Raw genomic sequence first — 26,141 nt, forward strand, 5'->3', positions numbered from 1 at the left:
TTATCTCCCATCAACCGGGCCATCGTTGGCGCCATTTGCGGGTAGCGTCCATACGGACTGGCAATTAGCCCTTGCCGGACAAGTGTATTGCCGTAAATGAGCCAAACCGCTACAAATATACGCGTGGGTGCGGATCTTCAGCCGATTTTCGGCTCAGCGATGGTTGGACTTTCGTTGATAGGATTCGACTGCAAATCAGTAGACGTGCGAGAGTTGTTGCCCGTTGCAGGCGAAGAATGTGCATTGCGAGGCAGCAACTTGGAAGTCATCTGTACTCACGATGGTGCCAGGCATGAAGTGCGAGCTGCGCCTCCTCCAGACGAACCATGGGTACGGTATGTGACCCTCCTGCCAAGGCGTGCAAGTGCAAGGCATCCGCTATGAAGATGACACCGCGCTTTACAGCGGCCCATCCGGCCATGAATGTCGCCTACATCATCAATACTTACCCAATGCCATCGCACAGCTTCATCCGCCGCGAAATCCAGGCACTGGAGCGGCAGGGACTGAAGGTGCAGCGCTTTGCAATGAGGGGCGCAACAAGCCAACTCGTTGATCCGGCCGACATTGCCGAAGACAGCCGCACCGAGCATGTGCTTGCGCTTGGTGGTGCGAAGCTCCTTCTTGAAACGGCGCGGCAAGCGTTCGTCTCCCCCGGCCGTGCGCTCGCAGCGTTGAAGCTGGCCATCAAGATGTCGAGGCGCTCAGAGGCAGGGCTTCTGCGCCACATCGCCTATTTCGTCGAAGCTTGCCACATCGCCCGTCGCTGCAAGTCGCTCGACATCAAGCATCTTCACGCACATTTCGGCACGAACTCCGCCACCGTGGCGATGCTGACGCACATTCTGAGCGGCCTGCCCTATAGCTTCACTGTCCACGGACCGGAAGAATTCGACAAACCGTTGGCCATCGGGCTCGCCGAGAAAATCAAGAGAGCTGCATTTACGGTCGCAGTCAGCTCATATGGTCGCAGCCAGCTGTACCGCTGGTCCAAACATGAGGAATGGGACCGCATTCATGTCGTGCACTGTGGCGTCGAGCCGCAACATTTTTCGCAACCAGAGCCGTTTCCGGATTCCGGGGTTCGCCTCGTCTCGGTCGGCCGTCTCGTAGAACAAAAGGGACAGCTCCTGCTTCTGGAAGCCATCGCGCAACTTCGGGACGAATTGCCGAATCTTCATCTGACCCTTGTCGGGGATGGGGACCTGCGCCAGGAGGTTGAGGCGACAATCAAGGCGAACGGCCTTGAGGGGCACGTTACCGTCACCGGATGGGTGGACGAGCGTCGCGTCCGTGCCGAACTCGCTGCCGCACATGCCCTTGTCCTACCCAGCTTTGCTGAGGGCCTGCCTGTGGTCGCGATGGAGGCGATGGCCGCTGGCCGCCCTGTCATCGCCACCTACATAGCCGGGCTGCCGGAGCTGGTCGAGCCGGGCAAGACCGGCTGGCTCGTTCCGGCCGGCAATGTGTCGGCCCTGGCCGCAACGATCCGCCAGTTGGCCAAGGTACCCGCTGCGCAACTTGCAACGATGGGCCTGGCCGGCCGGGCCAGGGTTCTGCTTGCCCATAACTCGGACACCGAGGCGGTGCGGCTCGCAACGCTGGTTGCCGCCGTGCTGACTTCACTGCCGATCGTGTAAGGCGGCGGATCCAGTCAGCTATTGGACATGCCGCGACCAAGTCGCCATGCCCGGAGCTTACGATCCATCATTGAGAGCGCGCGCGCAGGCGGCGCGTCCAGCATTCGTTGGCAAACAGCCGCATCAACGGCACCACCGAGTAGACATAGCGCCGCCACAGACGGCGCGGCTCGCTGGAAAGCCGGTGCAGCCATTCCAACCCGGCATTCCGCATCCACGACGGCGCGCGCTTTTTGGCACCGACAATGAACTCCAGCGACGCGCCGACGCAAAGCGCCACGCCGTGGGACTTGGGATGTCGCGACAACTCAAAGGCAATTCGCTCCGATTGCGGCGAACCGACCGCAATGAAAATGAACTGCTCATCGCCCTGCGCCGCGAATTCGACGCAGCGCCTCATTCCATCCTTGTCGCCCAGGAGGCCTATAGGTGGTACGAAGGTACGCAACGACATCCGTGGAAAGGTGCGCTTGAGATCATCCACGAGCGTGTCGTTGGCAGCGATGATCGCGACCTTGTCCGTATCGCCGATGACTTTGTCGAACAGGGCCACTGTCAGGTCGGACCCCGTCACCTGGGGAATTTCCAGCGACAGGACCTTCGCCATCATAGAGATCGGCTTGCTGTCGCAAAGCGAAAGCCACGCCGCATCATAGCACTCGGCGAGTTGCCGAGTTTTCTCCAGCCTGACTACGTGATCGACGTTGGGCGTGACGACATAGCGGAAAGTGGTGTCTGCTTTTGTCGCCTCGAGCAGGTCTATCGCCTGCTGGAAACCGACTGAATCAAACGGCGTCCCGAGAAAACGGTCTCTTCCACCAGCGCATCCATGTTCGCGGCGAACTATCACTTCCTCCCGGACAAGCACAATGTCCCCCTATGAACTCAACACGCTACACACTCAGGTCGATTTTGATGCATGTTGTGATTGTAGCGTTGCCGCTAAAGTAAACAAGTTCTTAACTTAGCTAGCGTTAACGTGGGTGCCGAGGGTGGGTCGTCCCAAGCGCCATCGACGATCGACCGGGTTCGGCCGGATGTCTATTGGGAAGTCGCAAGCCGCTCAGCGTCTGCATTCGGTGCCTGCCCTGTTAACCTACAGGCAACTATATCCTTGGATCCTTATATTGGATCGACTAGCCTCCTCTATGTCGATCCAAGACTTGTGACCGCAGAGATTGAGCTGATGAAGGGTATCATTCTTTCAGGAGGAAGCGGGACACGTCTTTATCCGCTGACTCTGGCCGTATCCAAGCAGATGCTGCCGATCTACGACAAGCCCATGATCTATTATCCGCTCAGCGTGCTCATGCTCGCAGGGATAAATGACATTCTTGTGATCTCGACACCGCGAGACCTGCCCGGCTTCCGCGCACTGCTCGGCGACGGCGGCGATTTCGGAATCCGTCTCTCTTATGCGGAACAGGCCGAACCGCGCGGCCTGGCGGAAGCCTTCATCATCGGACGCGACTTCATCGGCGACGGCAGCGTCGCAATGATCCTCGGCGACAACATCTTCTTTGGCGGCGGCTTGTCGGACATCTGCCGCCAGGCCGCTGCAAACACGAGTGGCGCGTCGGTGTTCGCCTATCAGGTCGACGACCCCCAGCGTTACGGCGTCGTCAGCTTCGACAAGGCCACCGGACGAGCGTTTACGATCGAGGAAAAGCCGGTCGAGCCCAAATCCAACTGGGCGGTCACCGGCCTGTATTTCTACGACAATAACGTGGTCGACATAGCCCGCTCGATCCGCCCGTCGGCACGCGGCGAACTGGAAATCACCGACGTCAACAACGCCTATCTCGAGCGTGGCGACCTGCAGGTCTACCAGCTGGGGCGCGGCTATGCCTGGCTCGACACAGGCACCGTAGACAGCCTCGACGAGGCCTCATCTTTCGTGCGCACGATCGAGAGGCGCCAAGGCATCAAGATCGCATGCCCGGAAGAGATCGGGGCAGAGATGGGATGGGTCGATCCGCATCGCGTACTGGAACGTGCCGAGCGGCTCGGCAAGAACGAGTATGCGCAGTACCTGCGCAAGCGGATGGCCGAACTCTTGTAGCGATTGGCCCTGCCGAGAGACGAGCATCGTCGCGCTGTGTCTCCGCGCCCCGCTTCGGCGCAGCCCATTTTCGCTGGCAATAGAATTTCACCCCGGCTGCGCAACTCTTGGCCACAAATGCGCGTTATGGGTGCATGGAATTACCGCAGATGGCTTGCAGCTTTCAGTAAACGAGAAGTTGTATGCAAAGTGTAGTGACACAGAAGGGAAAGTAGATACGGAAACCGACTCGACATCGCCATCTTCGATCCCGCCAACCGCGACTGCCGCTTCCGTTCGAATATTCATCACGCGAAAAGTGATCACCTGTGAGGGCGGGGGAGTGTAAATTTTGTCGGCTACGAAAATAAATCAGTTAAACATCGCGATGTACCGCCGGCCATGACATCGTTTCGCGATGTTGCTTCGACGCTTGCTCATGTCTTTAACGACATGTTAATCAATATATCCAGGCGACGAGGCTAGGATGTCGATACCCGAGAAGCCGACTAGCGTGGATATCCGCGCAAGGCTCCCCTTCCGGCTCAACTACGAGGCGATAGCCTTTGTCGCGGCCGCCATCGATATTTGCCTCATCGTGGGTTCCAGCCTTGTGGCAGGTTTCGTCTATCATCAGATCGCATTCGGCGCGTTTTACGCGCCATCCGAGTATCTTGGCGTAGGGCTGGTCTATGCCGTCATCTTTGCCTTGGTGGTGACCGCAGGTGGGAAATACAAGCCGTCGGAGCTGGTCTCTCTCGGCAGGCAATTGCCTTTTCTCGTGATAGTCAGCATCAGCATCTTCGCCTTCCTGGCGGCCGTGATCTTTTTCTTGAAGATCGGCGAGTTGCTGTCACGCGGTTCGATGATTGTCTTTGCCGGGTTCTCCCTGTTTTCGCTGGTGACGAGCCGCATCATCTGGCGCAATGAGCTGCGAATCGCACTGGATCACGGCCTGTTCCAGATAAGGCGAGCGCTGGTCGTCTGCAGCAAGACCTATGCGATCGAACCGCTGCAAGGTCAGATCGCCCGGTACGGGCTGTCGATATCCCACGTCGTACGCTTCTGCGACGAAGGTTCGGCCACGCGCCTGATCGGCGATGCGCTGGATGGCGCCCGATCCTTCGACATCGATGAAGTCCTGGTGATAGGTCACGGAACCAACCTCGCCACGCTGAAGCCGGTCTTGATGGAACTGCGCGCGCTCCCCCTGCCGGCGAAGCTTATCCTGGATGATTTCGCGGCGGACATTGTTTCCAAGCCTGTACGCCAGATGGGCGACAAGGCAGCCATCCAGGTGCAGCGGCGTCCACTGACGATATTCGAACGCGCCTTGAAACGCAGCTTCGACATCGCCTTTGCCGCAACCGCACTGATCATGCTGTCGCCGATGCTCATCCTGGTGTCGATTGCCATCAAGCTGGACACCCGTGGCCCGATATTCTTCACGCAACGACGCAAGGGCTATGGCGACAATGCCTTCCGCATCCTGAAATTCAGGACCATGACCGTAATGGAGGACGGGGAAGAGATCCGGCAAGCCAGCCGCGGCGACCAGCGCGTAACCAGGGTTGGCGCTCTGCTGCGGTCGACAAGCATCGACGAACTGCCCCAGTTCCTGAACGTGCTTAGGGGCGACATGTCTGTCGTCGGCCCCCGACCCCATGCGGTCGCCCATGACAACCAGTATGACAAGCTGATTGCCAAATATGCCTATCGCCGCCACGTGCGCCCCGGCCTGACCGGCTGGGCACAGATCAACGGTCATCGCGGTGAAACGCCAACAGTGCTCAGCATGGAAGAACGGGTGAACCACGACCTGTGGTACATCCACAACTGGTCCTTCTGGCTCGATATCCAGATTGTGCTGCGGACCTTCCCGGAAATGCTCAGTTCGAAGACCGGATACTGATCGCAGCGCGGGCCACGTCAGTTCAGGTGTCCTTAAGAACCATTCCGCAGACGATCATCCCATCCGAGATACGGAAGCGCCCGTGCATGCGGTGGCCAGCGGCAAACGGCGCGACGGCATGCTCGAACACGATGTCGAAGCTGCCCTCATCCAGGTCGAGTGCGATACCCAGCGTCTCGAAGCCGAAGAGCGACCGCGAGATGGGGAATTGTGCCTTGTAGGCACATTCCTTGGCACTGAAGATCGTCTTGGCCAGCACGCCTCTGGACTGTGGGTCCTGCCTCAGCAGCCATTGCAGTTCGCGTCTGCTGCAGATTTCGGACCAAAGCTCGGGCGGCAATGGCTCCGCCAGTTCGATATCGAGCCCGATGGCGCGATAGCCTTGCGCAACCAGTGCGACCGCAGCCACGCACTTCGTTCCGCTGTGGCTTATGCTGCCGACCACCCCGTCGGGCCAGATCGGCGCCCGGTCCTCGCCGTGGAGAACAGGCAGTGACGGCAGGCCCAGCCTCCGCATCGCCGCGCGGGCGCACATCCGCCCCGCAGCGAATTCGATACGGCGCGACGCGACCATACGCGTGAGATGAACAGCCTCCTCCGGCAGGAGGTCGGCTGCCATGTCTCCAAGATTGCCCTCGGATGTTGCGACATCAGGCCCGAATATGCCTTCAAGCAGGCTCATCCCGTGTCGCGAGAGCGCACCAATCCGGCCCGGCGATCGCCAAGCGCATTGCGTCGCATGGCGGCCCGATCGGCGACGCGGCTCAGCCGTTCATCTGCCTTACCCCGGTCGGCGATGTGGGCTGCCAGGCCCGACACCGTCGGGAACCTGAACAGGTCCGTGATCGTAAGCTCGGGCGCGACCTTGCTCCTGAGCTCTCGATGCACCTGCACCGCGAGAAGCGAGTGCCCCCCGAGCGCGAAGAAGCTGTCATGCAGCCCGACGCGCTCGAGCCCCAAGGCACGCCGGAATGCTTCGGCGATCTCGATCTGGGTGTTGTCGCTCGGCGCCACATATTCATGTGCAGCCGGCACGCTGCGGACTTCCTCCGGCTTGGGCAGGCGATTGCGGTCGACCTTGGCGTTGGGCGTGAGCGGAAATGCCTCGAGCGTCACAAAATGCGCCGGCACCATGTAATCGGGCAGCACCTCGGCTATGTGGGCACGCAAGCCCCTCTCATCGATCGTCACCCCAGGCGCGCGGATGTAAGCGACGATACGGACGTCGTTGGCCCGATCCTCGCGTGCCACGACAACGGCCTCGCGCACACCTGGATAAGAACCGATGCGGGCTTCGATCTCACCGAGCTCGATGCGATAGCCGCGGACCTTGACCTGGAAATCCGCCCGGCCGAGGAAGTGCAGTGTACCGTCGGCACCGAGACGAACCAGATCGCCGGTGCGATAGATACGCCCGGCCATGAAGGGGTTCGGCAGGAAACGCTCCGCCGTCAATTCGTCCCGGTGCAGGTAGCCGCGGGTCACGCCGTCGCCGCCGATATAAAGCTCGCCGGGCAGCCCCGGCGGCACCGGGCGTCGAGCCCGGTCCAGAACGTAAAGCTGCGTATTGGCGATCGGACGTCCCAGTGGCACGACGCCCTCGGTCTTCTGCGCGGTCAGCGTCGATGACCAGATGGTCGTCTCGGTCGGACCGTACATATTCTCGACTGTGGCCTCGGATACCTTGGCCAGTTCAGCCAGAAGGGCACCCTGCAGCGCTTCGCCCCCGATGTAGAGATGCTGAACGCCGCCAAGGGCGCGCCTGTCCTCATCGCCCATGAGGAACATGCTGGCCATAGAGGGGGTGCACTGCAGATGTGTCACGCCATGTCGGCGGATCTCTGTCGCGAAACCACCATCCCATTCCGTAGCCGGCTCCAGATCGGCTGAACCGCGCACCTGCGCCACGACCTGCGCCAACGGCACCAGGCGCTCCATGACCAGTTCGCTCGGCACACCAAAATCGATGAGGCAAGCAATGTCGTCGACGCCTGCGGCGGCGACCTGCTCGATGCGCTGGCGCGCGTCGTCTACCGTGCCGAACAGCCCGCTATCCTCGAAGTAGCGCAGGAAGGCGAATTCGAGGATGGCATCGAGTTCCTCCGCATCGAGCGACTGGAGGTCGATGTCCATTGGCTGGGTGACGCCTTGCGGCTTCTTGAACGCGGGAAACGCCCAGGCATACTGCTTGATCAGCGCGGCAGCGCTGCGCAGATAGTCCTTCATCGGACCGCGCGCCTGCCGCCTCACCTCTTCACGGTCCTCGCCCAGCAAAGTGTGCAGCATGAGGGTGACCGTATAGTCGGCAGGATTGCGCCCGACCTCAACCAGCGTCTCGCGGTAGATCTTGATCTTTTCGGCAACCTCGTCGATCGACTGGCCCAGCAGATGGGTCAGCACGTTGGCGCCCAGGCGTGCGGCCTCGCGATATGTCTCGGGGTTGCCGGCCGTCGTCAGCCAGATCGGCAGCTCCTTCTGGACCGGTCGCGGCTGGGTGACCACACTGACCTTGCCCTTGCCGAATTCGAAGTCGACGCTTTCGCCGCGCCACAGCCGGCGAACCGTCTCGATGTCGCGGATCATGCTCGCCTTGTTGTTTGGCGGGGCGTTCTCCGGCCGCAAGATGAAATCTTCCGGCATCCAGCCCGACGCAAAGGCGAGCGCGGCGCGGCCGTTGCTGAGATTGTCGATCACAGCCCATTCTTCGACGACGCGGGCAGGATGGTGCAGCGGCAACACGCAGCTGCCTGCCCTGATCGACAGTTGCTTGGTAACCGCTGCAACCGCAGCGCCTGTTACCGCCGGATTGGGATAAGGGCCGCCAAAGGCGTGGAAATGCCGTTCCGGCGTCCACACGGATTGGAAGCCATGTTCGTCGGCAAACTTGGCGCCCTCGAGCAGCAACCGGTACTTGGCCGGACCGGCACCGTCGTCATTGCCCCAGTAGAACAGCCCGAAATCGATGGCACCCTGCCCTGCAGTGCGCAGGATCGGAGCTTCCCTGCCCCGCTGTGCTTCACCGGAATAGACCACAACCTTGAAGCCGCGCGTCAGCGTCCAGAAAAGCTCGAGAACCGAGATGTCGAAAGACAGGCTGGTAACGGCGAGCCATACGGGCTGCCCTTGGCTGCCGACCTCGACGCGCTCATCCATTCCCGCGAAGAAGTTCACCACGTTCCGATGCTCGACCATCACGCCTTTCGGGCGGCCGGTGGACCCTGACGTGTAGATCACATAGGCAAGATTGGCCGAGGTCGCGCCACCCTTCACCCGGGACGTCGACTGCCGGCGCGCCAGGACATCCTCGACACAGAGAACCTTGGCGCCGGCCAATGACGGCGAGGACGCATGGGCCCGATCGGCCAGCACAACCTTGATGCCACTGTCTTCGACCATGAACGACAGGCGATCGGCGGGGAAATCGGGATCGAGCGGCAAGTAGGCGCCGCCCGCTTTCTGGATTGCCAACGCACCCACCACCAGGTCTATCGAGCGGCCGACGCAGAGGCCTACCGGCATATCGGGCCCGACGCCCATCTCGACGAGAGCCCGCGCGATGCTGTTCGCACGCTCGTCCATCTGCCTGTAGGTCAGCGACTGGTCGCGATAGGCAAGTGCGACAGCATCCGGCGTAAGATCGACCTGGCGCTCGATGAGTTCATGGACGCAGGCGCTACGTTCATAATCACGTTCGGACTGGTTCAGATCGTAAAGAACGCGCTGCTCCTCTTCCTTGGACAGAAGCGGCAGGTCGGCAATGTGTTCTGTGCCAGCGGCAAATGCGGCCGCCAGGATATTGAGACGCTTCACATAATCGCCGACCTGCAGGTCTGCGACGCGATTGCGGTCGTAGAGCGCGAATGCCTGGCCATCATGGCCTTCCAACACAAACGTCAGTGCACAGCCTTCGATGGATGCGGCCTGTTCGGCACCGGCAGTTTCCAAAATGCCAAACGAACTGCTCAATTCGGCTATGACTGGTGACCGATCTGCAAGATCCCGAAGATGGGTGCGGCGCTTCCGCAGCTGCTGCAGGGACTGGTGCACGGCATCCGCGAAATGCGTGAGATCTATGCCGTCGCCGGCCTCGATGCGCAGCGGCACGGCTGCTGCGAAATAGCCGGCATATTTCGCCTGAAGCGCTGCGAGGTCATCATTGGCATATGCCAGCGTAAAGGTCTGCTGTCCCGACAAGCGGTGCAGGAACGCACCGATCAGGACGATCCTGTCGTCCCCGGTGACATTGCGCGGCATATCAAGCGCGATCTTTTGCAGATCCGGCTCGTTCTCCTGACCGGACTTCACGTCCGGCAAGTCGATGTCGCCGGCCGCAGCCAGGGCCCGGCTGAAGAAGCCTTCGTGCGGAACGATCTCGGCCACGATGGCCGACAGGTCACGCGCATCCGCTTCATCGATAAGGGGCAGACTTGCGCCAACCTTCAACAGCGACGCCAGTCCGGTCTTGCCCGTTCTGTGCCGCAGTTCGCCATCGATCCACACCTGGTTGTCGGCAGTGGCCACCAGTGCGCCGCGTTCGCCCAGGGCGAGCACGCTGCCAGGTCTCGCGCCACCGGGCTCGTCGGTCACTTCCAGCCTTGTCACCGAAAAAACCTTGCCTTCGGCGCGGACTTTCGACGTCACCAGCGGATTGGCATAGCCGTCGCCGAAACTGAGACCCCGGACCAGGCGCGAAAGTTCAGCGGCGGGCCGTTCGAAACGCAACGTCGCAGCCGCATCCGGCCGCAAGTACCGGCCGAAATAGCGCCTCGTGCTGAAATCCTGATGTTGCGGCGCAAGCGTGCCGCGCTCGATCTGATCGAGCAGATCGCCGAAAGTTGCGATGCCGGCTTCGAAACACTTGGAATTGAGCGTCAGGACGGTTTCGTCTTCGCTGACATCGAAACTAGCGCGCGCATAGACGTCGCCCTCATCGATGCCCGCGGTAATGGCATGCCAGGTCACCCCGTGCGTTGCGGCGCCTTCGATGATCGCCCACGAGGGCGTATTCAGTCCGGCGAATTCCGGGAGCGGGCCATCGTGGAAATTGATCGCGCCCTGCTTGGCCCGTTGCCAGACAGCATCCGGAATCATGCGAAGGTTGGCGACAGAGAACAACCAGTCGTAGTCTACCGCCGCCAGTTGTGCCGACAGGTCAGCACTCCATTCGACCACGGCGATGCCTTGGGCCTCGGCCCAGTCGCGGACGCTCGCCCGGCCGGTCACGATCGCTGTGATCGCATGGTCCCGCGCGCGCAACATCTCAGCGCACTGCACTAGCAGCGACTCGTCGCCAATCAACACACAGTTTAGCTTAGCCATGGATCGTCGGTCCCAGCCCCTACTGTTTTTGGAAGCTCACATTAGCCTCCCAATATTAAACAAAGATCAAGCCAAGTTTTGCTGGTATGGTTTCCACGGGAGGCTCCGGGCGATGACGCCTCGCCGATCGCCGACGGAGAAGCCGCCCGTGGCCACGGATGTGCCGACATTGGTTCGTAACCAAGTTTGCATATGTCATAAATGAATTCGTGACAGCTTAAGTTCGAAGAACTAGAAACAACTTGGGATAGAAGCGGCTGCTCGCGAGCTGCTGGTGCCGCTGGTGGAAGGGTGGGGCAGCCGAACTGCCCGGCAGCAGAGCGGATATGGTCGACGACACGGATCAGAATTCTCCAAACGATATTGCGATAGTTGGGATGGCCCTGCGTGTGCCGGGCGCCCGCAACGTGCACGAGTTCTGGCAGAACCTGCGCGGCGGGGTGGAGTCGATCCGCAATCTGTCCGAGGATGAATTGCTCAAGGCTGGCGAAGCGGCCGACCGCATGCATCATCCCAATTACGTGCGCCGCACCGCCGAACTGCCCGACATGGAAATGTTCGATGCCGATTTCTTCGGGCTGAGCCCCAAGGAAGCGGCCATCATGGACCCGCAGCACCGCCATTTCCTCGAATGCGCCTGGGAAGCCATGGAGGATGCAGGCCACACGCCCGACTCCAATTCCGGCCCCGTTGGCGTCTTCGCAGGCTGCGGCATGGGCAGCTATTTCTACTTCAACGTCTGCAGCAACCGCCAACTCGTCGACCAGGTCGGCATGTTCCTGTTGCGGCACACGGGCAATGACAAGGACTTCCTGGCCACGCGCGCCTCGTTCAGCTTCGATCTTCGCGGTCCGAGCGTGAACGTGCAGACGGCGTGCTCAACCTCGCTCGTTGCCGTCCACTATGCCTGCCAAAGCCTGCTCAGCGGCGAATGTGACATGGCTCTGGCCGGCGGCGTGACGATAGAGCTGCCGCATCGGCGTGGCTACATGTTCCAGGAAGGAGAAATCCTCTCGCCCGACGGGCACTGCCGCGCCTTCGATCACCGCGCAGCCGGTACCGTATTCGGCAGCGGCGCCGGCGTTGTCGTCCTGCGGCGGCTGTCGGATGCACTTGCCGACAACGACATCATTCACGGTGTCATCAAGGGCACTGCCATCAACAATGACGGCGGCTCCAAGGCGGGTTATCTGGCTCCCAGCGTCACTGGACAGGCCGAGGCTATCATCGAGGCACAGGGACTGGCTGGCGTTTCGGCCGAAACTGTCCAGTACATCGAATGCCACGGCACGGGCACTTATCTCGGCGATCCGATCGAGATCGAAGCACTGACCCAGGCATTCCGCCAGAGCACCGCCAAGACCGGTTTCTGCCGCGTAGGTTCGGTGAAGTCGAATATCGGCCATCTCGACACTGCCGCTGGCGTCGTCAGCCTCATCAAAGCGACCCTTGCGGTCAAGAACGCCGAAATTCCGCCGACGCTGGGCTTCGAGAAGCCCAATCCGGCAATCGACTTCGCCAAGAGCCCGTTCATCGTCAACGACAGGCTGACCGAGTGGCCAAGCACCGGCGGCGGATTGCGCCGTGCCGGCGTGAACTCACTCGGCGTCGGCGGCACCAACGCCCACGCCATCGTCGAACAGGCCCCCAGGACAGCCAATGCCGGCGGGCGCCCGAAGGCGGCTGACGATGAGCCGACCGTGCTCATCCTGGCCGCCAAGCAGCGCAAGGCGCTCGATGATGCCGCCCAGCGGCTTGGGGACGCGCTCGGCAACGATGCCGAACTGGCGCTCGACGACACCGCCTACACGCTTCACGCCGGCCGCAAGCATTTCGAGCACAGGCGGATCGTGGCCATCCGCGGCAGGGCGGACGCGGTGGCGGCCCTCACCCAGCCAGATCTCAAGCGCGCTTTCACCCACTCAGCCCTGGAATCACCCTCAGGCGCGGTTTTCCTGCTTCCCGGAGGCGGCGCCCAGCATGCCGGCATGGCGCGGCAGCTGTATGAACGGGACGCCTTCTTCCGGGCCACAGTCGACGAGGGCCTCGGCTATCTCGAGGCAACCGCGGCGGCGGAAATCCGGGCGGTATGGTTGGGCGACGCAGCCGCATCCCAAAGCGGCGCTGAAACATTCCTGCGTCCTTCGGTGCAACTGCCGGCAATCCTGATCGTCGAGATCGCCTTGGCGCGGCTCTGGATGAAATGGGGCGTCAAGCCCGTTGCCCTCATCGGCCATTCGATGGGTGAGAATGCGGCCGCATGCCTATCTGGGGTGATGAGTTACCGCGACGTCGTCAGGCTGGTCAGGCTGCGCGGCGAGCTCTTCGATACGGTCGAACCCGGCGGCATGCTGAGCGTCCCGCTGAGCCCTGATGCATTGAAGGAACGACTGCCGGCCGAGCTCGACATTGCGTCGATCAATGCGCCGGAACTTTGCGTCGTTTCCGGCCGAGACGAGGACCTCGACCATTTCAAGCAGGCGCTGGAAGCAGACGGCATCGATGCGACGCGCATAACGATCAACATTGCCGCGCATTCGCGCATGCTCGACCCGATCCTCGGGCGCTTCGAGGCCTTCCTGCGCAGCATCGACCTGCGTGCCCCGACCATTCCGATCATCTCCAACGGCAACGGCGAGATACTCGCCGACCGGGATGCAACCGATCCGGCCTATTGGGTCAGGCATTTGCGTTCGACGGTGCAGTTCGCCAAAGGCCTGGCAACGCTCGCGGCCGACCGCAACCGCGTCTACATCGAGGTCGGTCCTAGCCGCGCGCTTTCTTCTCTTACCAAGGCGCAAGGAAGCATCGACGCGAACCAGGTCATCAACAGCCTGCCCCACCCTGAGGAGGCATGGGACGAGCAGCTGCATTTCCTGGCTGCGGTCGGGCGCGCCTGGGCGACAGGGCTTAAGGTCGACCTCGACAAGCTGTGGGCACAGCGCGAGCCCCGCCGCGTCACGCTCCCGACCTATCCGTTCCAGCACAAGCACTATTTCCTCGATCCCGTCGTCTCATCCGGGGCCACGGGCGTGGATGCCGCGCCGATCATCAAGCTGCCCGACATGGCGGATTGGGGCTACGTGCCGATCTGGAAACGGTCGCTGCCGGACTATGCAGCCGGCGCGGAAAAGGACGTGAGGTCCTGGCTGCTTTTCCTCGACGACGCGGGCGTCGGCGCGGAGATCGCCGCAAGACTGCGGCACCGCGGGCACCGGGTCGTAACTGTCCTGGCTGGCGACACTTTCGCCAAGCGCAGTGCCGATGAATACGTGATCTGCCCCGAGGATGGGCGCCCCGGCTACGACGCGCTGCTGAGCGGCCTGCAGGCTGATGGCGCAGTGCCCTCGCGGATCGTGCATCTTTGGCTGCTCACTCAGAAAGAGACGTTCCGGCCGGGCTCGAGCTTCTTCCACCGCAACCAGGAATGCGGCTTCTACAGTCTGCTTTATCTTGCCCAGGCGCTCGGCGATGCCGCCATGACAGGCGATATGCAGTTCACCCTGGTCACGAACGGCATGCAGCGGGTCGGCGAGGAAGCAGTTCCATATCCCGAGAAGGCCACGATCCTGGGGCCGGGCCTGACGATCCCCAAGGAAATGGCAGGCGCCAGCGTCAGGTTGATCGATATCGACCTGCGCGACGCCGCAACTGCAAAGCCGGCGGCCTCGGGCGTGCTCTCGACCTTGTTCGGCGGCAAGCCGGTCGACATGCCGCGACCGGCGATAGACCAACTTTGGGAAGACATCCTTTCCGAGCCGGCGACGGAAGTGGTCGCCTATCGCAATGGCCAGCGCTGGCTCCGCGGTTATGACAAGTTGTCGCTTGCGCCTGCGGACGGAAACTCGGGCCTACGACAGCACGGGGTCTATCTCTTCACCGGCGGCCTCGGCGATCTTGCCCTGGCGATCGCCGGCAACCTTGCAGAGCACTATCAGGCTCGGCTGGTGCTGATCGGGCGCGCGGCGCTGCCGCCACGAAGCCGATGGGATGCCTACCGCAAGATGCTGCCATCGAGCGACCGCCGGCGGCGGGCCCTGGAGGCCATCGAGGCCTTTGAAGCCAAGGGCGCGCAAGTCCTGTATCTAAGCGCTGACGTCAGCAATCCCGACGAGATGGCCGCGGCGCTGACAGCCGCGCGAGCGGAATTCGGCGAGATCAACGGTGTTTTTCACGCCGCCGGCGTGGTGAACGACGAACTGATCCAGATGAAAACGCTGGAGAGCGCCGAGATAGTGCTTGGCCCGAAACTGCACGGCACGGCAGTTCTGGACGAGCTGTTGGCCGATACGAAGCTTGACCTCTTCGTCCTGTTTTCATCGACCAGTACCGATACGGCTCCCGCTGGCCAGGTCGACTACGTCGCTGCCAACGCCTATCTCAACGCTTACGCTGAAAGTGCCGCATCGCGGCAGGACCGGAAGACGGTCGCCCTGCATTGGGGCGTATGGAACGAGGTCGGACTGGCCGCGCGGGCCATGGGTCTTGTCGAAAACAAGGCCGAGACGACCTCCCCGCAGTCAAAGACCATTGGGTCATTCTTCCAGCGCTGGGTCGAGGACGCTTCCGGCATCACCTGGCTCGAAGCCGAGCTCGGCCCGAAAGATCACTGGATGCTCGATGAGCATCGCCTGATCTCCGGCCAGTCCATCCTGCCCGGCACCGGCTACATCGAGCTGATCGCGCAGGCGATCAACGAATACGGACTGGCATTCGAAAGCCAGATCGAAGACCTGGCATTCCTGCGTCCGCTCGATGTCGACGACGGCAAGACGAAGAAGATCCGCGTCCGGCTGGAACCCGTCGACGACGGCTATCGCGTTGTCGTCGTTGCCAGCGTCTCCGGCGACGCCGACGCCGGCTTCCAGAAGCACGCCGAAGCGATCCTCAGATATCGCGCCCGCGCGGTTCCCAAGCCGCTGGATGCCGAGGCCATTGCCCGGCGCTGCGCCGAAAAGCGTGTCGCACCTGCGGGCGAAGCCATGCGCACCGCGCAGGAACAACATTTGCGGTTTGGCCCCCGTTGGCGGGTGCTCCAGTCGCTGGCCCTTGGGGACGCCGAGGCTCTGGCCGAGCTCGAGCTTCCGGCTATGTACCACAACGACCTGGAAGCTGGTGTGCTGCTGCATCCGGCCCTGCTGGACATTGCCACCGGATTTGCGATGGAGCTGATTGAGGGCTACGACCCGGCAGACGTGCTCTGGGCGCCGGCCTCGTATGGACGCATCAAGCTGTTCCGCCACCTGCCCGACCACGTGATGAGCTGGGCTCGGCTGGTCGACAGCACCGAATTCGGCGACGGCTATGCTGCTTTCGACATCACCATCGCCACACCGGATGGCGACGTGGTCGCCGAGATCGAACGCTTTCTGATCAAGCGGCTGGATGACGATGTGAGTTTCGCATCGGTGCGCCCTGCCCACGAAACCGGGGCCAATGCCTCGGGACGGGATCAGGCACAGCCATCACCGGCGATGCTGCAGCTGGCCGCGCAGGTCAGGCAAGGCATTCTGCCGTCCGAAGGCTTCGAGGCGCTGACGCGGGTGCTGTCAGCCGGCAGGCCACAGGCCATCGTCAGTTCGATGGACCTCAAACTGCTGCGCGAGCAAGCCTCGCGCGTCGCCGCCGGTCCCACGGCCGGCGCATTGTTCGAACGCCCGGCCCTCGACAGCGACTATGTCGCTCCGCGCAACGAGGTCGAACAGACGCTCGTCGGCTTCTGGCGTGAATTGCTCGGCGTCGAGCAAATCGGCATTCACGACAACTTTTTCGATATCGGTGGCCACTCCCTGATCGCCGTCCGGCTGTTCAGGATGATCAAGAAGGAATACGGGCTGGACTTCCCGATTTCGGTGTTGTTCGAAGCGCCGACGATCGCGCAGTGCGCCGAGCTGATTGCCGCGCAGCGCCCAGATGCAGCCGAGGCCAAGAGCACCGGTGCCGTCGCGGACCAGAAGGTGAAGGCTGCGACCACCCATCTCGTGGCAATGCATCCCGGACAGAACCCTGGCGCGACGCCGTTCTTCATCTGCGCCGGTATGTTCGGCAACATTCTCAACCTGCGCCACCTCGCTCTGCATATCGGCGCAGACCGGCCGGTCTACGGACTGCAGGCCCGTGGCCTCTACGGCGACCAGGAGCCGCATGAGACCTTCGAGGAGATGGCGAGCGCCTGCCTCGCGGAAATCCGCACGATCCAGCCACAGGGCCCCTACCTTCTGGGTGGATTTTCGGGCGGTGGCCTGACCGCTTACGAAATCGCGCGCCAGCTGACCGCCGACGGCGAAGAAGTCGCGCAACTGGTGATGCTCGATACGCCCTTGCCCACCCAGCCGCCGCTTTCGGCTTTGGACAAGGCCAGCATGAAGCTGCAGGACCTGCAGCGCGAACGTGGCGCGTTCTTCACCAACTGGATCCGCAACCGCATCCGGTGGGAACAGGAAAAGGCTCAGCGCCGCGATGCTGCCCAGCAGCACGTCTCGGCGGAGAACTTCCACAATCAGAAGATCGAAACGGCATTCCGCCAGGCTTTGGAGCTCTACGACGTCCAACCTTACGCTGGTCCGGTCACATTGTTCCGGCCCAAGGGTGTCGTGCTGTATCGCCTGAGCGGCGGACGCAGGCTTCAGGAAGGACGAACGATCTTGCTCGACGACAATGGCTGGACGCCGTTGATCGCCGACCTTACAGTCATTGAAGTTCCAGGCGACCACGACAGCATGGTGCTCGAGCCCTTCGTGCGCGTGCTTTCCAATCGCCTACGTACGAGCATCCGCACTCCCAGGCAGGATGCTCCCAGCCGACTTGCCGCAGAATAGTCCCCCCTTCTGCCGCGGTCGAATTAGGACTGTGTTTAGGAATTGGTAACGCTAGCCAGCGACATTGGCAGACGCTATTGAAGTTGCGGAAGCGTTATCGAATCAGTCTGTACAGATTTTCGCCTGTTACTTCCGTATTTGATCGCTCCCCAGGGGACACAGCGTGCTTATCGCCTTGGCGCTTTTTGTCGTAGGATTTTTCATAGGCCGCAGGACCACTGTGGTGTGGGTGATCCCTGTTGCGGTCGCCTGTACGGCTCTGGTCTTCGCGATCTGGGTCGCTCAGGACGAACTAAGCTGGTTCAAGCTGGCGATTTGGTTTGGCTACATGGCAGCGCTCAACACCGGATACCTTTTCGGTGCATCCGTTGTGCAGGCAACAAGGCGCTGACACTAAGCAAATTTCCTTGACGCTCGCGGCCGCCAGTTCACCAGAACCAGATCGGCTTGCCAGCCACATATATCAAAGCCACCCACCAAACATAAGTGAAGACAAACGATGCTATGGCTGCCGGCAGCAATTTTGCTGCGGGCGCGGACGCTCTCGTCAACATTCGGTTTACCCTGTACCCAAAAAACCCCGATAACCTATTATTAACCAATATATTTTCCGGAGTGAACCCGCGTAAGCATATTTGATCATGCTCTACATATAACGTAATATGTCTAATGCCGAATATTTGAAGAGCCAAGCATGAGCGAGGCACACATCTTGCGCTAGGCACCCCGAAAGACTCTGCCTGGATTCAGATTCCGAGATGCCGCGAAGTCACCCATACCGGCTTCTTCGATGTACACTTCAGCGCCAGGATCGACCGGTGCGTAGTACTTTCGAGCTAGCCCCGACGGATCATTCGGCACCAGCCGAAGCCGCGAAGAGATCCCGCATGCGCCTTGCCGCAAGCTTGGGATCATGGTTGGCAAGCACCACCCCTCGCCCGGTATTTCCCATCACCTGCAAGGCATCGTAATCGGCAAGCATGGCGTCGATCGCATCGGCAAGCGCGACAGGATCGCCTGAAGGTACGAGACGGCCATTTTCGCCGTCGCGGACGAGTTCAGGAATACCGCCCACCGACGTCGCGACGACCGGACGGCGCATCGACAGCGCTTCGATAAGCGCCATGGGAATGCCCTCGCCAAAACTTGCCAGCACCGCCATGTCCGCCCGCTGCACGAAGCCCGAGACTTCGCTGGGCGCGCGCGCACCTGCCATGGTCACCACATCGTTGAGCTGGGACTGCTCGATCTGCGCTGCAATCTCCGCCGCCAACGGGCCTCCGCCAACAAGCGTGCAATGAAATGCCCGCCCTCTCATGCGCAGCATCTGAAGCGCTTCGAGCAGGACACGATGGCCCTTTTCCTCCGAAAGACGTGCAACGCACACCATCCGGTTCGCATGCGGCAGCGGTGCCAGATCATCTTCATCGGGCACAAGGTAGCCGCAGCGGACGACATGCACCTTGTCGTCAAAGGCTTCAGCGCTGCTGCGCAAGAGCTGGGCCTTGCCGAAGTCGCTGATACAGACGGCAAAAGCACAGTCGCGCAGCTTGTCGGCATGACGAAAGATTTCCGGCTCGTCGAGATCGATACCGTGGAAGGTGATGCTGAATGGAATGCCGGCAAGCCTGGCCGCTATCGCTGCCGTATTGGATCCAGAATTGCCGAAGTGGCAATGCAGGTGGTGGGCGCCGTCGCGCACCATCCACCATGCCAACAGAACCGCTTCGCCCGCATAGGCCAGCCATTTGAGCTTCTGCTTGGTGCCGGGCGGCGTAACAACGGCATCGAACAGCGCCGAAAACAGCCGCAATGGCCGCGTCAGCAGAGCCCACAGAAAGGCTTTGACTATGGCAAGGATCGGCGGTGGAACGAGCCAGCGCGTCTTGGCGGCCTCGGCCGCGGCGACATCGCCAAGAATATCGCCAGGCTTGGCCTGCCGAACCGAAAAGCGCAGCACCTTCACGCCGAGGGCTTCCACGCCAAGGATTTCGTTGGTGATGAATGTGTGGCTCAAGGCCGGATAGCGGCTGGCGAGGTAGGCTACTCTCATGCTGCCCTTTTCCTTGCAAACAGCCGTTGCGACACGCCGCTCAATTCCATGCGAAGAAGGGCGTCCGATGCGCTCCCGTCGCGGGCGGCAAGCCGATCCTGGTTTATGAACCAGCGCCTTACTCGCAATTTATCGAATGTCGGCGGTTCGTTCGTCCCGGGCTGCATCGACGTCGCGTAGCCGTAGCCCGCCGCCACCACTTCGCGGTGAACGCGATCGTCGCTGTCCCCGTTCGGATAGCAGAGGCCGACAATCTCTCGGCCGCAAAGATCGGCCAGAATTCTTCGAGACCTGGCGATCTCGATCGCCAGGGTGGCGTCATCGCATTGAGGCAGCAACGGGTGGGTCATCGTGTGCGAGCCAATCTCGTGACCAGCATCGGCAAGGGCCCTGACCTGGGCCGACGTCATGATGTGGTCGTCATCGACGATGGGGAGTTCACCGGCGCGGCTGCGCAGACGTTCAACCCAGGCTGCCCTCTCCTGCGGGGAAAGCCCCTTGGCCTCGGCAAGCACCTGTTTGGCTGTCGGCTCATCCGCCGTCGCCAACATGCGCCAGGCAGCCCCCATCGTATCGTACCAGGGCAGCTCCTCGCTATCGACGAGGCCGGCAATGACATAGAAGGTCCCCCGCAGGCCAAATTCATTGAGGATCGGCGCTGCATAGCGAAAGTTGTCACGGTAGCCGTCGTCGAAGGTGATCGCCGCAAGCGGCCGCGCCGGCCTGTCGCCGCTCTGCCACTTCGAAAGTGCAACATCCAGCCGCTCGACCGTGTAGCGCTCCGCAAGCAGTCGACAGTGGGCGCGAAACACCTCCGGCGTTACCACGAGATCCGGATCGTGATATGCCTTGCGCTGCTCCTCCGGCAGAACCCGGTGATAGCACAACACAGTCAGCGTGTTACGCAAAGAGCGCTCGGCATAGCGCAACACTCCAGCCGTCGCCGCAAGCTCCGCCAGAGCGCTCCTGATCAATGCCTTCATCAAGCGATGCCACCCATCAGCGCGAATTACCTGGGCCGAATTGGCCGTCGCGGCCAAGGCCTGCCTGGCCCGCCGACGCATCGTCCACGGCCTGCGGTTTCGGCGCGGTGAAGTTCGCGACGACGACGCGCAGTTCATCGACCAGAGCTTGCTGGCGCCTCAGTTCCTCGACGCGACGGTGATAGCCGGAAATCGTTGCGGCGAGGCCATCCATCCGGCTCGACGATCCGCCTCCCGCCTCATCGTTTTCCATGGCTTCGGCAAGGAACGCAGCATCGACGGTCGCCGCTTCGTAACGGCGATGCAAGCCGCTCCTCTCCGCCTCTATTGCCGCCGACACGTGATCGAACGAGGTTTGAAGTTCAGCAAAACGCCGCGCATCGGTTTGACGATCGCGATCCGGTCCCCGCAACTTCAGGCCGACTAGAAACGCCACTGCCGTCCCCCGCTGTTCGGAAACGATAAGCTTGGCGTCCAACCAAGTCTGGAACGCCGGTTTCGAAGATTATCGGACCGCTCATGCCGCCTGATGCCATCCGACTATAGTGCAGCCATGACGATAAAAACAACTTTGGATCAGGCAAATTTGAGGGTGTTGCCAATTGCATGACCGGCCGCCGCCAATCCGAGCGCCCCGCCAGTGTCCGCTTCAGACGGTTACTTGTATTCTATGATGAGCTGGCGGCGCCTGAGATACCGGTTGAGGTGGAACTGGACGACGCCCTGCAATTCCGGAAACTTGCCAAGCATGCCGAAAGCTGCAGCCACCCATTTGGTCGTCGCATCGTCACCATCGGCCCTGCGGGCAATGCGTGCGATCTGAAGCGGATATAGCCCCAACAGGGCAAGCGCTATCGGCGAAACCAAACTGCCAACCAGGGCAATTCCAGGCAACGCGCCTCCCCAGAACATGGCCCTTGCCACGCTTCGCTGCCAGATGCCGAAGGATGAACCGCGATGAAGCTGCGAAACCTCGGCAAAGGCATGCCCGGCCCGGACGTTGCGTCGCCACCACTGACCGATGCGTGTGATGTTGGCATCGTGCCAGGTCATCTCTTCTCCGACACGCCAGATCTTCCAGCCCTTTTCCCTCAGTCGAACGCACAGTTCCGGCTCTTCGCCGGCAATCAGCGCCGGGGAAAAGCCGCCAACCTGCCGGAAAGCATCGGCTCGGATGAGAAAATCGCCGCCGCTCTCGAGTATTTCGCCGACCGGCGCGTCCCACTCCCGGTCGCAGAGCGCATTGTAGACGGATCGCTCGGGAAATCGCTCGCGCCTGCGCCCGCAGACAAGCGCCACATCCGCGCGCTCTTGCAGGAAGAGGCTGGCCTTTCCGATCCAGTCGGGCCGCAACTGGCAGTCGCCATCGATAAACTGGACGAAGCTCAGGTTGGGATCGAGGGCCGACAGCCGCTCGAAGCCGGCGTTGCGGGCGCGCGCGGCGGTAAACGGAACGGACATGTCCAGTGAGAGCACTGTCGCCCCCATGCGCTCGGCGGCAGCGACGCTGCCGTCGCTCGATCCGGAGTCGACATAGACCGTGAGAGCAAGCGCCGAGCCGATCGAATTCAGGCAGTCGACCAGCCGTTGGCCTTCATTGCGGCCAATGACCACGACGCCGATGCGCCCCGATTCTGCTGGTTGTCCGCTCGTGGTCACTCGTCCCCCATCCCTGCCCGTCCAGCACGACGCGCTCAAATTGCCGGCACCTTTTTAAGCTCTGGCTACAATGCGAAAATTAATGTATTTTAACATTAATGAATTGTTAAAGACTGCTTGCCTGCTTCCGTTGCGTGCGTTGAACGAGATGTAGCCGGTTCGATCATGAGTTACTTGTTCGCAGTTGTGTTTATATCAGCGTATATGATTCCAGCCATATATGCTGCTGTGCTGACTTTTATGGAAGGCGAGGAGAGTTCGCCTAGCTGGGATTTCGCCAGGCTGATCGGGCTTCTGCTCTGCCTTGTCTGGCCCATCGTCGCTGCGGCAGCGATCTCATATTCGATCTACGCATATTTCGCGCGGCAGGCGGATTGCGCCGCGCAAAGCTCGGCCGTTCCAAGCAGCAAGGCGCCGGTTGCGCCTATTCTCCGCTAGGCTTTCCCGCATTGGCCAGCAGACTCTGAACAGCATCCCATTTCGCGTTGGGAACGCCTTCCGTCTCAAGAAGGCCCCAACTGCCCCATTTCGTGTACTCTCCCATCGAATTGAAGAGCACATACAGGCCACCGCCGGACGCCTGCCAATGTGCGAGGTGCCGCAGATATAGCTCGCCCATTCTGGGGTCGCGATTGGCGGCCTGGAACAGGCCTGTCAGCTTGTCATTGTTCTCGGCCCCCGCATGGCCAACCAGGTGCTGCCCGCCCTCGTAGGCGATCAGCTTGACACCATGGCGCTTGGCAAGCGCGGCCTGCTTTTCGACAAATGTCCGATTTTCGCCGTCGATTTCACTGCCGAGAGCTTCAAACAGCCGGTCCAGCGACCACCCGGAGATCTCACTCGCCTGCTCCGGAGATCCAAGCGAAACGCCAAAATAGGGGGCGATCGCAAGAGCATAGGCGCCTGCCGCGGCGTCTTTCCAGGACAGGATGGTCTCGCTGGTCCAGTCGTTTGCGTATTGCGCGGCCAGCACGCCCCGCACCCGCTCGGCCTGGTCCGCAAACACCTTTTTCCAGATGGCGATCACCTCGGACGACCGTTGCGCATAGAAGCGCAACTGGGCTTCAAAGTCGTTGCCCGACAGCCCAAGGGCAAGCCCGCGCTGGCGCGCGTACTCGGCCTGCTTGAACTGCCCGTTCCAAACCTCGTTCGAATACTCGACATAAACAGGCAGCTCCGGAGCGAGCGTCTCCTTGACCAGCGTTGCGCAGCGGGTGACGTAGTCGTCGTCGGCAAGGTGGGGAATGGTGAACCACGGCGCCGCCTTGGCGGTGCTGGCCAGCTCGATCATGTATTCGAGCGCCACTCCTCCATCAGCCTGCGTGAAGCGGGCCTTTTTCGGCCGCTCGTCCCAATTGCTCACGGCCGAATTGTTGGTCTCCATCCAATCCATGAAGCGCAGCGCCTGCATCCCGCCAAGACGCTGGAGGAATTCCGGCCGGAAGGTACCCTCGGGCTGCTTGTCGCGCGGATAGAGACGAATGTTGCGCACCGGATCCTTCGGATCGGTTTCCAGAAGACGCACAGAGAACGGACCGCCGTTGCGCAGATTTCTGACCTCGTCGCGACCCGGCGACCGGGTTTCGAGCTCCGCGCCGCTGAGGTAGCCGATGCGACCCTTGCCGTCATATAGCAGCGACATCTGCACTGGCAGATGCGAACGCCGCGGCGTGAAAATCAGAAAGCTCTCGATGGTCGTCCCCTTGGGAACGATCGTCGGGTAACCATCGTCGGTCATGGGTGGCAGGGGATCGTCCCAGGTGAACGACGCGCCATCCTTCTGCAATCGCCAGTTCGCCGCGCCAAGGGCCAAGTTGGAAAAGGGATGTTCCGTCGACCAATATGCAAAGCCGGCCAGATTGAGACCGAGCGGCAATGGCTCGCCGCCTCCCGCCTGCGCCCAGGCTGGCAAGGCCGCCGGCCACAGGGCAACGGAGGACAACAGTTGCAAGAGTGTGCGCCTATTCAAGAGCGATCCTTTCCCATGAACTGCCACCAGGGCACCGTGCCGATCATCGCACACGCCTAGACAAGAGGCGTGACCCAAGCCGTACGAAATAGATCGTCGATCCACATCCACGGCTCAACAGCAACGAAATTTACAGTAACGATAGCTGCCTTATCTTCAAGCGAATATTAGGTCGCACTGAAAGCCGATATTGTGTCCTGCATGCTCTCGGCACTCACACGTCTCTTGACGCGCAGCGCCCGATATCTTCGATTGCTGCAAAAGTCCTAGAGACCCCGCAGGAACGCACTGTGTCGAACGAAATCTCGAACGATATATTGCGGATCGCTACGCTGGCGCCGCTCGAGGACTTCCCGCAAGCGCCACAGGCCTTGCCCGGCCAGCCACGCAACGTCAGCCAGCATCATGTATCCGCGCCCATGGTTCTTGATGAAATAGCGCCGGCGGGAGTCGAACCAGTAGGCCGGCCGCCGCGCTGGCGCAGCCCCTCGTCTGGTTACACCGGTCGACTGCCCAACCAGATGCACGACACGGCTCTCTGGCACATGCCAGCATTCCCAGCCGGCACGCTCCGCGCGCAGCGTAAAATCGACTTCCTCGTAATAGAGAAAGTAGTCCTCATCCATGAATCCGATGTCGTCGATGACTTGTGCCCGGACCATCATGCTGGCCCCGGACACCCAGCCCATCCGGGTCGCGACCTTGGGCCGCTCCGGCGCAACGCGCCATCGCGAGAGCAGCCGGGTTACCGGTCCGAAGCGCATCTGACCCTCGAACTCGCTGAACACGGAGGGAAAGCGGAAGGCACAGGCCTGCGGCGTGCCATCAGGATCCTCGAGCAGGCTACCGGCAATGCCCACCTTGGGATTTGCCTGCATGAAGGCGAGCAACGGCAAGATGCCGCCAGGCCGAACAACAGTGTCCGGATTGAGCAGCAGAAAAAAATCCGGCTTGCCGAAATCGGCCAGCACGCGTTCGATACCGCGATTGTTGCCATAGGCAAACCCGCCATTGACCGCCAGCGGCAGCAGGGTGACGTGACCGGACCAACCATGCTCGTCGATCGCTGCGGCGATGCGCTCCGCCGAGCCGTCGCCCGAACATCCGTCAACAACGACTATTTGCGATCCCGCAGGCATGGCGTCGGGGCCATCGAGCGAGGCAAGGCAATCGATCACCAGATCGGCTGTCCGGTAGTTTACAATGACAATAGCAAGCTGCATCGTTCAAGCAGTCTCCTGTCAGAGGCCGATCGCCAGGGACACCGATCCTAGGCGACAAGATGTAAAGCATCCGTCTATCCGGAATAAGACGATTGTCCGGTGCTCGATACTCCCGATCCCTTTTGCATCATCAAGCCGGACGCGATCAAAGCCGGCTACATCCACTTGCGGTTTTGTCTTCAGTCGAACCAAAGCCGGCAAAAAACGTACAGAATTTTTCGCGCAAAGGCCTTGCTTTGGTCAATTCGTTCAAAAGTTCAGGCCGGACATTGTTCGGATAGGATACTCAATTGACTAGCTAAAATGGGACATCTTATAAAGCCAAGGGGTTTCCTAGCAGATTGGTCAAGATGCCGTCGTTCAGGCAGCGTTTGATGCGTTCACGCAGGTGTTTGGGCAGCGTTCACAAGGACGGTCTACCTGGACCGTCGGACCGCATTCCTTGGCTCATGCAACATTCGGTTGCGGTTGGATCTCGTGGACGCTGAGTGCATGCTGGATCACACGCCCACCTGCGGCCTGAT

Annotated in this window: 14 protein-coding genes; 5 read left to right on the forward strand and 9 right to left on the reverse strand. The window is 61.2% G+C overall.

Features of this window, described 5'->3' with window-relative positions:
- Window positions 1-380 precede the first annotated feature (380 nt).
- Window positions 381-1,640 carry a glycosyltransferase gene (locus NDO48_RS15610; RefSeq protein WP_018430834.1) on the forward strand — a complete coding sequence of 420 codons (1,260 nt, stop codon included), beginning with the start codon at window positions 381-383 and terminating at the stop codon, window positions 1,638-1,640.
- A gap of 67 nt (window positions 1,641-1,707) precedes the next feature.
- Here NDO48_RS15610 and NDO48_RS15615 read toward each other — a convergent pair whose 3' ends face one another.
- Entirely contained in the window at window positions 1,708-2,508 is an 801-nt protein-coding gene (locus NDO48_RS15615; protein WP_267321762.1) for a WecB/TagA/CpsF family glycosyltransferase, read from the reverse strand.
- 318 nt (window positions 2,509-2,826) lie between these two features.
- On the opposite strand from NDO48_RS15615, the gene rfbA reads away from it, so the two are divergent.
- Both rfbA and NDO48_RS15625 read left to right on the forward strand, forming a co-directional pair.
- Window positions 2,827-3,702 carry a glucose-1-phosphate thymidylyltransferase RfbA gene (gene rfbA, locus NDO48_RS15620; protein ID WP_018430832.1) on the forward strand — a complete coding sequence of 292 codons (876 nt, stop codon included), beginning with the start codon at window positions 2,827-2,829 and terminating at the stop codon, window positions 3,700-3,702.
- A gap of 466 nt (window positions 3,703-4,168) precedes the next feature.
- Complete coding sequence (locus NDO48_RS15625; RefSeq protein WP_018430831.1) at window positions 4,169-5,593, forward strand: undecaprenyl-phosphate glucose phosphotransferase; 1,425 nt, start codon at window positions 4,169-4,171, stop codon at window positions 5,591-5,593.
- 22 nt (window positions 5,594-5,615) lie between these two features.
- Here the strand turns inward: NDO48_RS15625 and NDO48_RS15630 are convergent, their stop codons facing one another.
- Both NDO48_RS15630 and NDO48_RS15635 read right to left on the reverse strand, forming a co-directional pair.
- The gene (locus NDO48_RS15630) at window positions 5,616-6,212 is read right to left on the reverse strand and encodes a 4'-phosphopantetheinyl transferase family protein (RefSeq protein WP_157632929.1); all 597 of its coding nucleotides are present in this window, start codon (window positions 6,210-6,212) and stop codon (window positions 5,616-5,618) included.
- A 59-nt stretch (window positions 6,213-6,271) separates the two neighbouring features.
- Window positions 6,272-10,912, reverse strand: a complete 4,641-nt coding sequence (locus tag NDO48_RS15635) for a MupA/Atu3671 family FMN-dependent luciferase-like monooxygenase (RefSeq protein WP_267321763.1) — start codon at window positions 10,910-10,912, stop codon at window positions 6,272-6,274.
- A 326-nt stretch (window positions 10,913-11,238) separates the two neighbouring features.
- On the opposite strand from NDO48_RS15635, the gene NDO48_RS15640 reads away from it, so the two are divergent.
- Both NDO48_RS15640 and NDO48_RS15645 read left to right on the forward strand, forming a co-directional pair.
- Window positions 11,239-17,730, forward strand: a complete 6,492-nt coding sequence (locus tag NDO48_RS15640; protein ID WP_267321764.1) for a type I polyketide synthase — start codon at window positions 11,239-11,241, stop codon at window positions 17,728-17,730.
- 163 nt (window positions 17,731-17,893) lie between these two features.
- Window positions 17,894-18,121, forward strand: a complete 228-nt coding sequence (locus tag NDO48_RS15645; protein ID WP_018430827.1) for a hypothetical protein — start codon at window positions 17,894-17,896, stop codon at window positions 18,119-18,121.
- A gap of 459 nt (window positions 18,122-18,580) precedes the next feature.
- Here NDO48_RS15645 and NDO48_RS15650 read toward each other — a convergent pair whose 3' ends face one another.
- The 6 genes from NDO48_RS15650 to NDO48_RS15675 all read right to left on the reverse strand — a co-directional run bounded on the left by NDO48_RS15650 (window position 18,581) and on the right by NDO48_RS15675 (window position 25,617).
- Window positions 18,581-19,783 (reverse strand): glycosyltransferase, encoded by a 1,203-nt coding sequence (locus NDO48_RS15650; RefSeq protein ID WP_267321765.1) that lies wholly within the window; start codon window positions 19,781-19,783, stop codon window positions 18,581-18,583.
- Window positions 19,780-20,766 (reverse strand): polysaccharide deacetylase family protein, encoded by a 987-nt coding sequence (locus tag NDO48_RS15655; RefSeq protein ID WP_267321766.1) that lies wholly within the window; start codon window positions 20,764-20,766, stop codon window positions 19,780-19,782. The genes NDO48_RS15650 and NDO48_RS15655 overlap by 4 nt, the downstream gene beginning before the upstream one ends.
- A gap of 16 nt (window positions 20,767-20,782) precedes the next feature.
- Window positions 20,783-21,244 carry a hypothetical protein gene (locus NDO48_RS15660; RefSeq protein ID WP_157632928.1) on the reverse strand — a complete coding sequence of 154 codons (462 nt, stop codon included), beginning with the start codon at window positions 21,242-21,244 and terminating at the stop codon, window positions 20,783-20,785.
- A gap of 179 nt (window positions 21,245-21,423) precedes the next feature.
- Window positions 21,424-22,425: a glycosyltransferase gene (locus tag NDO48_RS15665; protein WP_198292917.1), complete on the reverse strand. Its 1,002-nt coding sequence runs from the start codon at window positions 22,423-22,425 to the stop codon at window positions 21,424-21,426.
- Between the two features lie 424 nt (window positions 22,426-22,849).
- The gene (locus NDO48_RS15670; RefSeq protein WP_157632927.1) at window positions 22,850-24,376 is read right to left on the reverse strand and encodes a hypothetical protein; all 1,527 of its coding nucleotides are present in this window, start codon (window positions 24,374-24,376) and stop codon (window positions 22,850-22,852) included.
- 284 nt (window positions 24,377-24,660) lie between these two features.
- Complete coding sequence (locus NDO48_RS15675; RefSeq protein ID WP_018430820.1) at window positions 24,661-25,617, reverse strand: glycosyltransferase family 2 protein; 957 nt, start codon at window positions 25,615-25,617, stop codon at window positions 24,661-24,663.
- Window positions 25,618-26,141 lie beyond the last annotated feature (524 nt).

The sequence above is a fragment of the Aminobacter sp. MET-1 genome, from assembly GCF_026521175.1.
GTDB lineage: Bacteria > Pseudomonadota > Alphaproteobacteria > Rhizobiales > Rhizobiaceae > Aminobacter.

What these genes read in the sequence shown, in the direction of transcription:
- NDO48_RS15625 (WP_018430831.1), top strand. Translation starts at nt 4,169, where the DNA reads ATGTCGATACCCGAGAAGCCGACTAGCGTGGATATCCGCGCAAGGCTC.
- NDO48_RS15630 (WP_157632929.1), bottom strand. Translation starts at nt 6,212, where the DNA reads ATGGCAGCCGACCTCCTGCCGGAGGAGGCTGTTCATCTCACGCGTATG.
- NDO48_RS15640 (WP_267321764.1), top strand. Translation starts at nt 11,239, where the DNA reads ATGGTCGACGACACGGATCAGAATTCTCCAAACGATATTGCGATAGTT.
- NDO48_RS15650 (WP_267321765.1), bottom strand. Translation starts at nt 19,783, where the DNA reads ATGAGAGTAGCCTACCTCGCCAGCCGCTATCCGGCCTTGAGCCACACA.
- NDO48_RS15655 (WP_267321766.1), bottom strand. Translation starts at nt 20,766, where the DNA reads ATGAAGGCATTGATCAGGAGCGCTCTGGCGGAGCTTGCGGCGACGGCT.
- NDO48_RS15675 (WP_018430820.1), bottom strand. Translation starts at nt 25,617, where the DNA reads ATGCAGCTTGCTATTGTCATTGTAAACTACCGGACAGCCGATCTGGTG.
- NDO48_RS15610 (WP_018430834.1), top strand. Translation starts at nt 381, where the DNA reads ATGAAGATGACACCGCGCTTTACAGCGGCCCATCCGGCCATGAATGTC.
- rfbA (WP_018430832.1), top strand. Translation starts at nt 2,827, where the DNA reads ATGAAGGGTATCATTCTTTCAGGAGGAAGCGGGACACGTCTTTATCCG.
- NDO48_RS15635 (WP_267321763.1), bottom strand. Translation starts at nt 10,912, where the DNA reads ATGGCTAAGCTAAACTGTGTGTTGATTGGCGACGAGTCGCTGCTAGTG.